Consider the following 15,053-nt stretch of genomic DNA (forward strand, 5'->3'; position numbering starts at 1 on the left):
CTACAGCATCTTTGTAGAGCTTCTGAAGCGTCTTAACAAAATCGCCAAGGCTGTAGGACATGATGTTGAGCACATAAGCCTTAAGGGAAAGAAAATTGGGTTTTGCATCGGATGCCTTGCCTGCCAGAAAACGCAGCAGTGTGTTATAAATGATGATGCAGTGGAAATTGCTGAAAAGGTAAAGAACGCAGATACCTTGGTCTTTGCTACACCTATATATTACTATGAGATGAGCGGGCAGATGAAGACTCTTTTGGACAGGCTTAATCCTCTCTATCCGTCTGATTATAAGTTCAGGAATGTTTATATGCTCTCTGTTGCAGCTGAGGATGAAGAGTTCGTGCCTGAAAAGGCTGTCAGTGGACTTCAAGGCTGGGTGGATTGCTTTGGTAAGGCTGAGTTTACCGGTTCATTGTTCTGCGGCGGAATAGGCGATATGGGCGAAGCATCAAAGAAAACAGAAGAATTAAATGAAGCCTATGAGTTTGGTAAAGCTTTGAAATAAAGGGTATGTGCAATGAAGAAGAACATTATAATATCAGCAATTTGTGTTGCTATGATGCTGAGCATAAGTGCCTGTTCGGATGATGGAAAAGCTTCAAACGAAGATCAGAATATGAAAGCAATAACATCGCAATCGGAAAACGTTGATGTGGAAAGTTCAGAGAATAAGATGGAGGTTAGAGAAACAGCTATGACAATGACAATCGGTGATACAAAAGTAAATGTGGACTGGGAAGCTAACAGTTCTGTTGATGCGTTAAAAGAGCTTGTTTCTTCCGGACCGCTGTCGATAGACATGTCAATGTATGGCGGCTTTGAGCAGGTGGGCTCAATTGGACAGAGTCTACCAAGGGAAGATAAGCAGACCACGACTGCATCCGGAGACATTGTTCTTTATTCCGGTAATCAGCTGGTGGTATTCTATGGCTCTAACAGCTGGGCATACACAAGACTTGGACATATTTCCGATAAAACTGATGCGGAGATAGAAGCTCTTTTATCCAAAGGCGATGTTACTATCACATTAAGCATTAATTGATGCAATGGAATTAATGTTGTTCTTGGAGTATACTTGTTTGAAGAATTTGGAAGAGATAAGGAAAAACAATGGACTTCAAGAGATTAAACGCCATCAGTAATAAATCAAAAGGCATAATTTGCATTTTATTTGCCGCACTTGGCTTTTCGTTTATGACGTTTTTTGTCAGAATATCAGGAGATATACCGACGATGGAAAAGGCATTCTTCAGGAATGCTGTTGCTATCGTCGTTTCTCTTTTTATGCTTGTGAGGACAAAAGAGAAGATCAGCATAAAGAAAGGCTGTGGCGGAGATATCTTTTTCAGGTGCCTGTTTGGTACAAGCGGACTAATAGCAAATTTCTATGCGATAGACAGACTCAACATTGCAGATGCGAATATGCTCAATAAACTATCGCCCTTTTTCGCGATTCTCATTTCTATACCGATATTAAAAGAAAAACCAAAGAAGATAGACATAGCGGCAGTAATAATAGCTTTCCTCGGTGCCATGCTGATTGTAAGACCGTCGGGAAATAACATGCAGCTTGTTCCGGGACTGTTAGGATTATATGGAGGCTTCGGCGCTGGAACAGCTTACGTATTTGTCAGAAGACTTGGCAAGAAAGGCGAGAGAACACCGATCATTGTTCTCTGCTTTTCAGCTTTCTCAACTATTGTAACCATTCCTTTTATTGCAATGAATTTTGTGGTCCTAAAGCCATGGCAGCTTCTATGCCTTGTTATGGCAGGGCTTTCAGCGACCGTCGGACAGTTTGGAATAACATCAGCATATAAGTATGCTCCGGCAAAAGAGATTTCGGTGTTCGATTATACACAGGTGATTTTTGCAGCAATACTCGGAATGCTGTTTCTCGGTGAAGTTCCGACGGTTCTATCTTTCATCGGTTATGCTGTGATCATCGGAGTTGCTGTATTCAGATGGAGATACAATCTGAAGGAAAACTAAAGCAACAATTCTTAACACAAATGCTTCTTAAATGTGAATTTTGATTGGTGGACTCATACTTATTAGAGCAATAGAATTATGTTAAAATAAATTGCAAAGGTGGGATTAGTATGAGAAAACACTATTTGGACAACATTCGCTGGATCACAGTTGTTATCGTTGTGATCTATCATGTGTTTTATATGTATAACGCTGAGGGTGTTCTTGGCGGTCTTGGAAAGATCACAAATCTTTCGGTTCAGTATTACGACATATATCAGTATCTGGTTTATCCGTGGTTTATGCCGGTTCTTTTTGTAGTTTCCGGAATAAGCGCCAGATTATCTTTGGATTCACATTCGGATAAGGAGTTCATAAAGTCCAGAACTTTAAAACTTCTGGTACCATCTACGATAGGTCTTTTTGCATTTCAATTCATACAAGGGTATGTGAGCATGTCACTTGGTGGAGGATTTGACGGACTTGTGTCTGAGGGAGTTCCGAAGCCGATTATCTATTTGATCATGGTTGCCTCAGGAAGCGGAGTGCTCTGGTTTATGCATCTTCTGTGGGTTTACTGCGTGATACTTGTGCTTATCAGAAAAATTGAAAAAGGCAAGTTATTGGCAGCCGGGGCTAAGGCTCCTTTGTGGCTGATTGCACTGTTTGTTTTTCCAATCTGGGGTGCAGCGCAGATTCTTAATACTCCTATTGTTTCAGTTTACAGAATCGCATTTTATTTTGTTTTCTTTATGCTTGGTTATTTCGTGTTTTCAAATGATGAGTTGATCGAAAGACTGAAGAAGATGGCTATACCTTTGATAGTGGCAGCTGTGGTGATATGTGTGGCTTTTGCTGCTTTGTATTTTGGTGATAACTATGCAGATAAGCCGATCAACAGAGGCTTCTTATATGTGCTTGATGCGTATGTGGGATCACTGGCAATGCTGGCCGGAATGGCACGCTTTGGCGACTCTTACAGCTCTTTTACCAAATGGATGTCGGCTCATAGCTTCGGACTATACGTATTCCATTACCTTGGAATCTCTTCCGTTGCTCTGATCATTGCAAAACCGGGGCTCTTACCTGCTCCTGTATGCTACATTTTAAGCCTTGTGGCAGGATTCGTTTTCGGATATGGCCTTTATGCCATCATTTCACGGATTCCGTTTTTCAGATGGGCAGTGCTGGGAATTAAGAAGGAGAAATAAGATATGTTCAAGGATAATCTGGTTCAGTTACGAAAATTCTCACAGATGACTCAGGAAGATGTTGCAGAAAAGCTTGGCGTCACGAGGCAATCCGTTGCTAAATGGGAAGCGGGAGATAGCATTCCTGATCTTGATAAATGCAAGCAGCTTGCTGATATTTTCGGAGTGTCGCTGGACGACCTGGCCAATTACGAGCCTGATGACAATATGGGATTTGCTGTTCCACCTAAGGGCAAGCACCTCTTTGGCCTTGTAACAGTGGGAGACAAGGGACAGATAGTAATTCCGGTCAAGGCCAGAAAGCTGTTTGATATATCTGCCGGAGATCAGCTGGTTGTTCTCGGAGATGAAGGACAGGGAATTGCCTTAGTCAAAGCCGAAAGCTTTTTGTCACTAGCCGGTATGATTGCAAAATTAAAATGAGTCACTGGGGACGTTTCAGACTGACTCATTTTGAGTCAATCTGAAACGTCCCCAGTGACTCACCACTAAATAAACCGAATAATGTTCTTTTTATTCTTGACATCAGATTCATTATAAGGTTATATTGAATTAACAGAACGATATTCGGTTTATGGAGGTGGAGAAAATGGCAAATGAAAAAGTACTGTTTCAGGCAGGATACTACGAGTTTAACAAGGACGCAGGGCTGAACTTCCAGCTCAACAGATTCTATACCTACGGAGTCTTTTCCAAGGATGAGCTGATGGATATTGGAAGCAGGATAGACAGCTTCGAGAAGTGGATTTCTATTTTCATGGAAACCGGAGAAAAGGCGGAACAAGAAGGCCAACTTCTTAAGGCAGCCACATGTTATCGGGCAGCTCAGTTTTACACACTAAGCGGGGAGAAGGACTCTGAGGGTAGAAACCTTAAACATGTGCTGTACGACAAATGCATGAAACTTTATAATGAGTACTATGAGCAGATCCCTTATCTTAAGGTGGTAAGGATTCCGTACAAGAACTATGAACTGCCGGTATATTATGCAGAGTGTGAGCATTCCAAGGGGACCATCGTGATCCATGGCGGATATGACAGCATAGCACAGGACCTATTGGCTATGCTTCCGTACTTCTATGAATTGTCATATAACGTATATTTCTTTGAAGGACCTGGGCAGGGTGAAGTTCTGATGCACCATGATGTCAGAATGACACCGGAATGGGAACATTGCACCGGCGCAGTTCTTGACTATTTTGGATTGGATGATGTAACGCTAATTGGCGTTTCGCTTGGGGGATATCTTGCAACAAGAGCAGCTGCTTATGAAAAGAGAATTACCCGCCTCGTAATGTATGACCTCATATATGATTTTTACGGCGCAATTCTAAGCAAGATGGGGAACTTTGCGAAGCTCTTTGATTATCTGACAAGGCATCCAAAGAATATTTTATGGAAGTCACTGAACAAGAAGTTTGATCAGAAATACTTTACCAAATGGCTTCTCTTACAGGGCTATGCTATCTATGAGAATGTGCATACGCCTTGTGAGTATTTCAATCATATAAAGCTCTATAACACGAGAGAAATATCTAAGCTGATCACTCAGGATACACTGGTACTGGCAGGTGAAGCTGATCTCTATACCGTATTCTATCAGGATCAGCTGGATGCACTGGTTAATGCACGCAGTGTAAGGGGAAGGCTTTTTACAAAAGAGGATCAGGCAGACCACCATTGTCAGATTGGCAACATGGGGCTTTTGCTTGATACCATCGCAGGATGGATTGAGGAGAAAACAGATGGCAAGGAAAGCAGTACTTGAAGGCGGCAAACGAGATGAGATTATAATGACCGCAATGAAACTGTTTTTTGAACATGGATACGAAGCGACTTCAGTAAGGATGATAATGAATGAGGTCGGCGGCGAGATAGGAATGTTCTATCACTATTTCAAGTCAAAAGACATGTTGTTTGACATGGTCGTCGAACGATTTTTTAAGGAATATCGTGAAAAGTTTGAAACAGCTCTTTTGACATGTAACACGCGTGAGGATCTGGTGAAGATGCTGACTCCGATTTACGAGAAATCCATGGAGGATTTTGATAAGCTTAAGGGAAACATCCACTGGACGGTTCAGTCTGCGATGCATGAAGGAACACTTTTAGCACTGAAACCTGCTATAAGGTCTCTTATAGAAAAGTGGAATGTAGGAAACAAGGCCGATTCTGAAATCCTGGCAGGGCAGGTTTTATTTGGATTGTCCGCGACTATTCATTCAGAAGCATTTAATAAAATGGATCCTTCCGGCAAAGAGAAATGCATTTTGGATTTCATTGGAAGAATACTGGACTGATAAAGTTCGCAGTTCTTTTAAAGAGCTGCGGACTTTTTTGTTATGAGGGATGGCTAAACGTGTCGAGTTGTTTGACAGTTAACGAGCGTTAGAATATAATTGGTAACGATAGTTAGAAAACACGGGGTAATAAAGGGGGCTATATGGCAAGAACTAACGCTAGAGAACCTTTGATTCGGGCAGCCAGAGATCTTTTCTCTGAAAAGGGATACGACGGGACAGGTGTTGATGAGATCGCTGAGTCCATCGGTATTAAGGGACCGACCATATATAAATACTTCAAGAATAAAGAGGATCTCTTAAAAGCAGTTATTGACTGTTCGGAAGATGAGTACAAAAAAGGCATGGGAATAAACGAAAAATTGCCTGACATGATTAATTCAGGAGCTGAGCTTAAGGCATATGTTTTGAAAGCTTTGCAGTTCACGCTGAAAAATGACACGGCCAAAAAGATGCGAAGGCTCATAACCATGGAACAGTATAGAAATGCCACATTGGCGAAGCTCACAACCAGGCATCAGCTCACGTACCTTCAGAGTGTCTATGCATCCATTTTCAAAAAGATGATGGAGCGAGGACAGATGATGCAAGGGGATGCAGATATTATTGCGCTTGAATTTATATCCCCGATCACGATCATGGTACAGCTCCTGGATAGAGAGCCAAGAAAAAAGAAAGAGGCTCTTTTGACAATTGAGAAGCATATAGATGTTTTTTTGGAGAGATATGAGTTTGTTTAAGGGGAGGAAAAAATGATGAAAGAATTTGAGAATGTCATAATAGGGAAGAGCAGCATTCCTGCTCTTAGCATCACTATCATCCTGATGGTTGCGATGACCGTTGTTTTTTGCATTTATTGGCTATTAAAAAATAAGCAGAAGACGAATATCAGTTATCTTATAGCCGGAGCTCTCGGCTTTATGGTTTCGGCACGTGTCTTGGAGCTTGGAGTGCACTATTTCTGCATCATCATGGACAATCCTGTTTCAAGGTTTATCAGCGGAAGCACAGCTGCATACGTACTTTACGGAGTCACGATGGCAGGCGTCTTTGAAGAGTGCGGTAGGCATATTGTTCTCAAATATGTTATGAAAAAGAATCGCACCCGTGAAAATGCGGTTTTGTACGGCATAGGTCATGGCGGTATAGAGATATTGGGAGTCATTCTTCCTTCAATAATTACATGTCTTGTGGTTGCAGTAATGTTCACTAATGGACCTTTAGATGTAGCGCTGGCTTCACTTAATATCACAGAAGAAACCGCTGCAGCTGCGCTTCCTACAGTTAAGGCTGCTGCGGCCTTTGATTACGGCATGATGGCCATGAATGTTATCGAGAGATTACTTGCAATGCTTTTACACATTTCGCTCACTGTCATTGTATTTTACGGTGTGGTTAGTGAGGAAAAGAGATATCTTCCACTGGCAATTGTCTTGCATATGCTGATGGATACTTTTGCTGCGCTATATCAAAGGGGCGTTGTTCCGCTTTGGTCAGTTGAAGTCTGGTCTGCATTCTGGACTGTGGTAAGTGTAGTTATTGCAGTCAGACTATATAGAAAAATGGCAGAAAGGTGAATTGCCGAATGTACAGTTTTAGCACTAAAGGGATTCGCAGTAAGCGAATTCATATCGATGCAAACGGGCTTAGGATTCCTCTTTTGATATTAAAGCCCTTATCTGAGCCGGAAAATGCTCCAGGGGTTATGTGGATCCATGGCGGCGGATACATGACAGGCATGAAGGAGATGGTTTATGTCGGAAGGGCAGCAGACCTTGTGAGAAATCACGGCGCGGTTGTGATAGCTCCGGGTTATCATCTGTCGCTGTTTCATCCTTATCCGACAGCACTTAACGATTGCTATGCCACGCTCTTGTACATCAAGGACCATGCAAAAGAGCTGGGAATAAACCCGGACCAGATAATGGTTGGCGGAGAAAGCGCCGGCGGAGGACTTGCTGCTGCTATCTCAATGCTGGCAAGAGATAAGGGCGAAGTGAAAATCGCTTTTCAAATGCCACTGTATCCAATGATCGACAATTTCGATACAGAAAGCTCCAGAGATAATCACGCCAAGGTCTGGAACACCAAAAGAAACCATCAGGCCTGGGCTGTATATTTGAGAAAAGACGCTAAGAAAGAGGTGTCTCCATATGCAGCTCCTTCAAGGCAAACGGATTATTCAAACCTTCCACCTGCTTATACGTTTGTATGTACAGCAGAGCCCTTCTATTGTGAGGCACTGAAGTACATAGATGATCTTAAGGCTGCAGGCGTAGAGGCGAAGGTTGATGTATACGAAGGAATGTATCATGCATTTGATATGAGCGAACCGGAGCATCCTACAGGTAAAGAGGCAATAAAGAATTTTAATGAGATGTTTGCTTACGCCAAGGAACATTACTTTGCAAAGCAGGAGTAGATAAATGCATCATAACTTTCTTTTTGATTTGGATCAGACATTGCTGGATTTCCATGCTTCTGAACATAAAGCACTCGGAATAGTATTAAGGGCTAATGGATTGTCTTTTTCAGAAAAGATATATCAAGCGTTTAAGGATTATAACAAAGCCCTTTGGCTGGAACTGGAAAAAGGAACCATCACAAGGCCGGAGCTCTTTACTAAAAGATTTCAATACATCTTTTCGCTGTGCGAAGGAGATGCGACGAACATTGATCTTCTGAAGATTAACGATGATTTCATCAGGACCATGTCAGTAAATGGAGTCTTAATGGATGGCGCATTGGAGCTTGTCAGAAGGGTAAAAGACAATATTCCGGATGCCAGGATCTATATCGCCTCCAACGGTGCAACCATAAATGCCAAGGGCAGAATAGCTTCTACGGGGCTTGATAAGTATATAGATTATTTGTTTATCAGCGAAGATATGGGAGTAACAAAGCCGGATGCAGCATTCTTCGAAATTTGCTTGGAGAGGATTGCGGAACCAAAATCATCATGCATTATGATTGGAGATTCACTCTCGTCAGATATGCTGGGGGCGAAAAATGCTTCCATAGATTCAATCTGGTTTATGCCTTCAGGGGACATTGAGAAATCTATGATTGAATATGAAATAGATTATGTGGCTGTCTCTTTTGACGAACTATATTCGGTTCTTGAAAAGTGGTCTGCGATAGGAGAAGACGTATGAAAGTATTGTTGTTTTGTTGTAAGGGATTTGAAACCATGGAGTTTGCGCCATTTGTCGATGTGATGGGATGGGCAAGAAATGATCATGGCATGAAGGTTGAAGTGGTTACTGCAGGTTTTACTAAGACTGTTGTATCTACTTTTGGAATCCCGGTTATTGTTGATAAGACCTATGATGAGATAGATATCTCCGAATACGATGCACTTGCAATTCCCGGTGGATTCGAAGAATTCGGATTTTACGAAGATGCATATGATGAACGTTTCTTAGATCTCATTCGAGAATTTGACAGTGCTCACAAATATATAGCTTCTATCTGTGTTGGGGCGCTTCCGGTTGGAGCAAGTGGTATGCTCAAGGGAAGAAAAGCTACAACATATCATCTGGGAGATGGCAGAAGACAGAAGCAGCTTGCTGAGTTTGGGGCAGATGTGATACCTGACCAGAGCGTTGTGATTGATCAGAACATAATAACAAGTTTTTGCCCTGAAACAGCTCCGCATGTTGCAATTACATTACTGGAAATGCTTGTTGGTAAGGAAAAGGCCGGGATTGTTGCCATTGCAATGGGATTTTAAAAGGGTAAAAAGGAGAGGCAATATGATTGTTGAGATTATAGATCCAAATGAAAAACAGGCTATCGCAAGAAAAGTGCTGGAAGCTCTCACTGACTGGTTCGGGATAGAAGAGAGCAGAGAGGAATACATCTCGGGCAGTGCCGACTGGACATTTTTTGCGGCGAAGGAAGAAGAGGATTATGTAGGTTTCCTTTGCCTGAAAGAAACAGGAAAGGCTACTGTTGAACTGGCAGTTATGGGAGTTTTAAAAGACCATCACAGGAGCGGAGTTGGACGGCAGCTGGTGGAAAGGGCAAAAGAAGCTGCTAAGGCTCAGGGATATGAGTTCTTGCAGGTTAAAACTGTGAAGATGGGCGTTTATGAGGATTATGACAGGACAAATCTGTTTTACCAAAGCTGTGGCTTCAAGGAGTTCGAAGTATTCTCACTCCTTTGGGATGAGGCAAATCCTTGCCAGATCTATGTGATGTCTTTGAAATGATATCGCTGAAGATATTTCTGGATGAATATCGAAAAAGGGAATGAAAATGAACACAAAAGAAATTGATAAAAAATACAAGGCTTATTCAAAATATTATGAGAATCTATTGGTAAACGAGGGAATAAAAGATGTTGACGAGAGGATGTCATCATATGAAAAGAGACTCAAGGAGATGTATAACTCCAAAGAGTTCAAGGCTCACAATGTCTATCCTTCAACAAATGTTTCTTTTGTATACGCCGTTATAGCGATGTGTCTTGAACTAAAGAAAGCAGGTTATGCGGATGAAAGAATCGTTCCTGTAGTTGAAAAATGCATGGCAAGCAGGTGGGATGCTTTTGTTAAGATTCTCAAATTCATTGACCTTTTTCCATTCTGCTTTTCTGCTGTACGCAAGTGGAACAAATCCGATCACGCAGACAGGGTAAAAGATGGAAGCGTTACATACGATCACTTTGAGCTTGGAAAAGAAAAAGTTGAATACTATATCAGCAAATGCATGTATGTAGATATGTTCTCAAGTTACGGTATCAGGCCGCTTTGCAAGATATTCTGCAATACAGATCGGATAGCATACTCCGGATTAACGAGGCATGTGAAGTTTGTTCGCCATTCCGATCTGTCCGATGGAGATGCTTGTTTTGATGAGATAATCAAGATCCATAGGTAAAGGAGCATGAAATGAAAGCATTGATCATTAACTGCAGCCCTGTTCGGACAGGGGCAACTGCTGAAATAGTTAAATTAGTTTCAGAACAGCTATCGACCAGATACAGCGTTAAATGTATTTGCATAGATGATTATGCCTATGCATTTTGTAGAGGTTGTCGTTCATGCCACAATACAGCGAAATGTGTTATGAGTGATGCGACGGTAATCGAAAATATAATGGATGAGTATGATGCAGCGGATATTATTGTCTCCGTTTCTCCATCATACTGGGCAGATATCCCGGGACAGTATAAGGCATTCATAGACAGATGCACTCCATGGTGTGATACGCATGAACCGCATGCATCAATCAGGGAAGGGAAAAAGGGATATACGATTGCTCTCAGAACAGGCCCCGGTATGCATGAGTGCGAAAGGATAATTCAGAGTATTGAGCATTTCTATGGACATTTACATATTGAATGTTCAGGCCATCTTGGACTTACTTCGATTGAGTATAAGGAGAATGTTGAGCCGAGGAAATTTGAAATAATTGATTTTTGTAAGAACATTTAAATTTCAGAATTATGTACGATGACACGGAATTTTAGAAATATGCCTTAACAAGGTGTTTTTGTTTTCTGAAGGCATATTTTTTCTAATATTATTGATCTTTGATTTGCATTTGTATGCCTTAAGTAGCTCGTTTTATCTATCAAAGGCATACATTGCGTATGGAAAACCTTCACTGGCACCAAAATGTATGCCCTATAGCTATATTTTTTCTTCTATAAGGCATACATTGGAATATTTTCAATTTTTGACTAAACCATCAATAATTTCCTACGTTAGTCACCCTTTTTGGAGCTTCTAATGATGCTTGAGTGACTCAGGTGATGGATTTCAGCTGATTTAGTCAAATTTTCTTCAAATTGAAAGTGCAAATTGTCTGATTAAAGTGACTAAAGCATGCAAAATACTATACATTAGTCAATTTTGCAAATTTGCCAAATTATATCAATAAGAAAATCTCATTCCGATGATAAGTTATATCGGAATAAGGAAAAGTGACTATGAATATAGAAACAGAAAGAATCATTATAAGATCAATCCAACGCGGAGATGAAAAAGCGTATGCCGAGATGGCTAAGGATGGAAGCCTGGCTGAAATAGGGTTTGATGAAAACTTTTCAGATTGGGCAGAGGATTGGATAAACGAAGCAGTTGCACTTACTGAAAAGGATGATCCAAGAGCTGATTATATACCTTGCACCATAGTGCTCAAAGACACAGGGGAAGTAATCGGAAACGTTGGATGTACATACTATGAGGATACGGATAGGATAGGTATTTGTTATTTTGCCGGAATGGAATATCGAGGACATGGATATGTTAGTGAAGCAGTTCAGGCATACGTTTTCTATTTCTTTGACCATTACAACGAGAAAGAAATCATAGCCACAATTAAAGATATAAACATTCCATCATGGAAGACGGCAGAAAAATGCGGATTTGAGTTGGCGGCAACCAAGATGTACAAAGATATTGATGATGAGAAGGAAGAACTGTATAGGTTCTACAAGATAAACGGATGATAGATTAAATTGGAAGATAATTTGCTACTAGGTGTTGAGGAGATTAAAGACATGTTTTGGGACAAGATTTCACCTTTATATGACATATTTGAAAATATTTATAACGGCAAGGTATATACCGGTACCGGGGAAAAGGTTGCAGAACTTATAGATTCGTCGGATGAAGTATTGGAATGCGCATGTGGAACAGGTGCTATCAGTATATATATTGCGCAGAAGTGTAAAAAGTTGATCGCAACAGACTTTGCAACCGGGATGCTTCGGAGAGCAGCAAAGAAATGCCGAAATTACCCGAATGCTGTGTTCAAGAAAGCTGATATTACAAATATCAAATGCAAAGATGCCCGCTTTGATAAAGTGGTTGCAGGTAACGTGATCCATTTGTTGCCTGACCCGGAGAAGGCACTTCATGAATTGGAAAGGGTAGTTAAGCCGGGAGGTGAGATCATCATTCCGACTTATATCAATATGTCAAAGGAAACGGGAACAGCAACAGTTAAGTTCATTACTCTTCTCGGAGCAGATTTCAAAAGGCAGTTTGATCTGGATTCATATAAGGCATTTTTTGAAGACAAGGGATATACCGGAGTAGAGTATTATGTGGTCGACGGGCGCATGCCATGCGCTATTGCTGTAATAACCAAAGCTTAGCGTTTTATATTGGAAAATAATCAGGCATAACAGATTATTCGGAGGAACAGGAACGTGAAAATTGCGGTTATCAATGGAACCGAAAAACGCGGTGTTACATACAGAATGAAGGAAATTTTTTTAGAGCAGTTCAGAGACGATTCGGAAATCACGGAATATTATCTTCCCAAAGATGGTCCGGGTTTCTGTATGGGATGTACTGCTTGTTTCAGGAATGATCAGATTCGTTGCAAGGACTCCGAAAAGGTTCAGAAGATCGAGAAGTCAATGCTTGAAGCGGATCTGCTTGTTTTTACATCACCTGCATATGTTTTCCATACAACCGGCGCAATGAAGGCTATGCTTGATCATTTCGGTTACAGGTGGATGCCTCACCGCCCGGCAAAGGAAATGTTCGGGAAACGTGCGGTGATAATCACACAGTGCCTGGGAGAAGGTGGGAAATCCGCAGCAAAGGATATTAAAGACAGCCTTTCCTGGTGGGGCATCTCAACCATCAAAGTCGTAAGTTTTAAGCTTATGTCTGAAATTGACTGGGACAAGATCGAGGACAAGAGGAAAGCATCCTTCAAAAAGAAGCTGGACAGTATTGCACAGAAAATGCGAGCCATCGATTATAGTAGACCAGGCCACACAGGTGTTGTGGTGAAGGCAAAGTTTTATGCCGTTAGGATGCTGCAGACAAGTCTTGGTAAACAGAACCCTGAATATACAGATTTTAAGTATTGGAATGAAAATGGCTGGATTGGAAAAGCAAGACCGTGGAAATGCCATTAAACCGGAATACAATGTTGAACGGTATATATTAACAGTAGAATGCACAAAGACATAGATAGTGATATTGTCAGAAATATAGATCAGCGGATAAGTTTCATAGGAGAATATATGATTAGATTAGCAGATAACAAAGATTTAGAAGCCATAAATGAACTTAGAAGACAAGTCAATGATATTCACGTTAATGGCAGGCCGGATATATTCAAACCTGGATTTTGTAAGGAATTGGAAGATCATGCCGAACGGTATTTATCCTCTGATAATAGTGATATTTTTGTCGATGAACAAGAGGGGAAAATAGCTGGAATGGTAATGGTTGATTATATTTCAAAACCTGAATCCCCATACGGCTTCGCAAGAGACTTCTGTCATATTGCTGAAATATGCGTGGATAAAGAATACAGGCGAAGAGGTATTGCTCATTCACTTATAGAACGTGTCAAAGAAGAGACTCAAAAACGTGGACTGAGCAAAATAGAATTGGATGTATGGGCGTTTAATGACGCTGCGACGTTCTATGAAGCTGAAGGATTTAAACCATTTAGAACATTTTTGGAATATGATGTTTAGATTGTTATTTCGGAATTTATACCGGGTTAGGGAGGTAAGGATTATCAGCTGATGATACGAGAAGCAAAAAAAGAAGATTTGGAAGCACTTTTGGAACTGTATCTTTACTTACATGAAGACAGTATTCCCAAGCATGATGAACATCTTGAAAAAATATGGAATCAGATCATTGAAGATCCGAATCACCATCTGATCGTAAATGAGATTGATGGTCAGATTATATCTTCCTGTGTTTGTGTGATCATCCCGAATTTAACAAGAAATATAAGACCATATGCTTTTGTTGAAAATGTGGTAACACATGCGGATTTCAGAGGAAACGGATATGCAGGTGAATGTCTGGATTATGCAAAGAAGATTGCGGAGAAGGAAAACTGTTACAAAATGATGCTACTGACAGGATCAAAGAAGCCGGAGACTATGCATTTCTATGAGAAGGCTGGGTATAACAGCAGTGATAAGACAGCTTTCATACAGTGGATAGGGATGGATAAGTAGCCATAGGTAAAGGAGTATGAAATGAAGGTATTCATTGTATATTGTCATCCAAGTAAAAACAGTTTTACATACGAAGTGAAAGAAGCTTTTATCAAAGGACTGGAGAGTGCAGGACATTCATATGAGATTTCTGATCTGTATGCAGATGGATTCAATCCCGTGATGTCGGAAAAAGAGTATATAAGAGAAGGATTTTATAATTTGGATAGTCCTGTATCGGAGGATGTTCTTTTTGAGCAGAAAAAGATAAATGAAGCAGATGCGATAGCTTTTATTTACCCTGATTTTTGGACTTCGTCTCCTGCTATGTTAGAGGGATGGTTTCAACGGGTATGGACTTACGGATTTGCATATGGGGATAAAACATCTATGAAATGTCTGGAAAAAGCTTTATTTTTGATTACCATGGGTGGGTCATTAAAAGATAAGGTAAGAAGAGATCAGTTGGAAGCAATGAAGACAGTTATGGTGGGTGACCGGATCAGAAATAGAGCAAAAACCTGCGAAGTATATGCTTTTGATGAGATGACCAGAGGCTATGGTAATGATGCTAACCGGGATAAAAACGCTGGTAAGTATCTAAGAAAAGTATTTGAAATTGCAAAAAACTTATAA

21 protein-coding genes are annotated in these 15,053 nt (G+C 40.8%); all 21 read left to right on the plus strand.

Annotated elements, in window-relative coordinates:
* Positions 1-22 precede the first annotated feature (22 nt).
* On the plus strand, positions 23-505 hold the full coding sequence (locus G633_RS16905; RefSeq protein WP_255346135.1) for a flavodoxin family protein: 483 nt from the start codon (positions 23-25) through the stop codon (positions 503-505).
* A gap of 12 nt (positions 506-517) precedes the next feature.
* Positions 518-1,042, plus strand: coding sequence for a cyclophilin-like fold protein (locus tag G633_RS0100690; RefSeq protein WP_026518799.1), 525 nt, complete (start codon positions 518-520; stop codon positions 1,040-1,042).
* A 68-nt stretch (positions 1,043-1,110) separates the two neighbouring features.
* On the plus strand, positions 1,111-1,992 hold the full coding sequence (locus G633_RS0100695) for a DMT family transporter (RefSeq protein WP_026518800.1): 882 nt from the start codon (positions 1,111-1,113) through the stop codon (positions 1,990-1,992).
* Between the two features lie 110 nt (positions 1,993-2,102).
* Positions 2,103-3,182: an acyltransferase family protein gene (locus tag G633_RS0100700; protein ID WP_026518801.1), complete on the plus strand. Its 1,080-nt coding sequence runs from the start codon at positions 2,103-2,105 to the stop codon at positions 3,180-3,182.
* A 3-nt stretch (positions 3,183-3,185) separates the two neighbouring features.
* Positions 3,186-3,605 carry a helix-turn-helix domain-containing protein gene (locus G633_RS0100705; RefSeq protein ID WP_026518802.1) on the plus strand — a complete coding sequence of 140 codons (420 nt, stop codon included), beginning with the start codon at positions 3,186-3,188 and terminating at the stop codon, positions 3,603-3,605.
* A gap of 166 nt (positions 3,606-3,771) precedes the next feature.
* Positions 3,772-4,950 (plus strand): alpha/beta fold hydrolase, encoded by a 1,179-nt coding sequence (locus tag G633_RS0100710; RefSeq protein WP_026518803.1) that lies wholly within the window; start codon positions 3,772-3,774, stop codon positions 4,948-4,950.
* Positions 4,928-5,482, plus strand: coding sequence for a TetR/AcrR family transcriptional regulator (locus tag G633_RS18945; protein WP_051199836.1), 555 nt, complete (start codon positions 4,928-4,930; stop codon positions 5,480-5,482). Before G633_RS0100710 ends, G633_RS18945 begins: the two co-directional genes overlap by 23 nt.
* A 143-nt stretch (positions 5,483-5,625) precedes the next feature.
* Positions 5,626-6,222: a TetR/AcrR family transcriptional regulator gene (locus G633_RS0100720; RefSeq protein ID WP_026518804.1), complete on the plus strand. Its 597-nt coding sequence runs from the start codon at positions 5,626-5,628 to the stop codon at positions 6,220-6,222.
* 12 nt (positions 6,223-6,234) lie between these two features.
* Entirely contained in the window at positions 6,235-7,059 is an 825-nt protein-coding gene (locus G633_RS0100725; RefSeq protein ID WP_026518805.1) for a YhfC family intramembrane metalloprotease, read from the plus strand.
* 8 nt (positions 7,060-7,067) lie between these two features.
* On the plus strand, positions 7,068-7,904 hold the full coding sequence (locus G633_RS16915) for an alpha/beta hydrolase (protein ID WP_035770364.1): 837 nt from the start codon (positions 7,068-7,070) through the stop codon (positions 7,902-7,904).
* A 4-nt stretch (positions 7,905-7,908) separates the two neighbouring features.
* Entirely contained in the window at positions 7,909-8,637 is a 729-nt protein-coding gene (locus G633_RS0100735; RefSeq protein WP_026518806.1) for a YjjG family noncanonical pyrimidine nucleotidase, read from the plus strand.
* Positions 8,634-9,215: a DJ-1/PfpI family protein gene (locus tag G633_RS0100740; RefSeq protein WP_026518807.1), complete on the plus strand. Its 582-nt coding sequence runs from the start codon at positions 8,634-8,636 to the stop codon at positions 9,213-9,215. Before G633_RS0100735 ends, G633_RS0100740 begins: the two co-directional genes overlap by 4 nt.
* Before the next feature lie 22 nt (positions 9,216-9,237).
* Positions 9,238-9,696 carry a GNAT family N-acetyltransferase gene (locus tag G633_RS0100745; protein ID WP_026518808.1) on the plus strand — a complete coding sequence of 153 codons (459 nt, stop codon included), beginning with the start codon at positions 9,238-9,240 and terminating at the stop codon, positions 9,694-9,696.
* A gap of 46 nt (positions 9,697-9,742) precedes the next feature.
* The gene (locus G633_RS0100750; protein ID WP_026518809.1) at positions 9,743-10,366 is read left to right on the plus strand and encodes an L-2-amino-thiazoline-4-carboxylic acid hydrolase; all 624 of its coding nucleotides are present in this window, start codon (positions 9,743-9,745) and stop codon (positions 10,364-10,366) included.
* An 11-nt stretch (positions 10,367-10,377) separates the two neighbouring features.
* Complete coding sequence (locus G633_RS0100755; RefSeq protein WP_026518810.1) at positions 10,378-10,923, plus strand: flavodoxin family protein; 546 nt, start codon at positions 10,378-10,380, stop codon at positions 10,921-10,923.
* Between the two features lie 497 nt (positions 10,924-11,420).
* Entirely contained in the window at positions 11,421-11,942 is a 522-nt protein-coding gene (locus G633_RS0100760) for a GNAT family N-acetyltransferase (protein WP_026518811.1), read from the plus strand.
* Positions 11,943-11,993: 51 nt separating this feature from the next.
* Positions 11,994-12,593, plus strand: coding sequence for a class I SAM-dependent methyltransferase (locus tag G633_RS0100765; RefSeq protein WP_026518812.1), 600 nt, complete (start codon positions 11,994-11,996; stop codon positions 12,591-12,593).
* Between the two features lie 54 nt (positions 12,594-12,647).
* The gene (locus tag G633_RS0100770) at positions 12,648-13,370 is read left to right on the plus strand and encodes a flavodoxin family protein (RefSeq protein WP_026518813.1); all 723 of its coding nucleotides are present in this window, start codon (positions 12,648-12,650) and stop codon (positions 13,368-13,370) included.
* Positions 13,371-13,478: 108 nt separating this feature from the next.
* A complete protein-coding gene (locus G633_RS0100775; protein ID WP_026518814.1) occupies positions 13,479-13,940 on the plus strand; it encodes a GNAT family N-acetyltransferase in 462 nt (153 codons plus the stop codon).
* A 51-nt stretch (positions 13,941-13,991) separates the two neighbouring features.
* The gene (locus G633_RS0100780) at positions 13,992-14,438 is read left to right on the plus strand and encodes a GNAT family N-acetyltransferase (protein WP_026518815.1); all 447 of its coding nucleotides are present in this window, start codon (positions 13,992-13,994) and stop codon (positions 14,436-14,438) included.
* Positions 14,439-14,459: 21 nt separating this feature from the next.
* The gene (locus G633_RS0100785; protein ID WP_022768904.1) at positions 14,460-15,053 is read left to right on the plus strand and encodes an NAD(P)H-dependent oxidoreductase; all 594 of its coding nucleotides are present in this window, start codon (positions 14,460-14,462) and stop codon (positions 15,051-15,053) included.

The organism is Butyrivibrio sp. FCS006 (genome assembly GCF_000424525.1).
Taxonomy (GTDB): Bacteria; Bacillota; Clostridia; order Lachnospirales; family Lachnospiraceae; genus Butyrivibrio.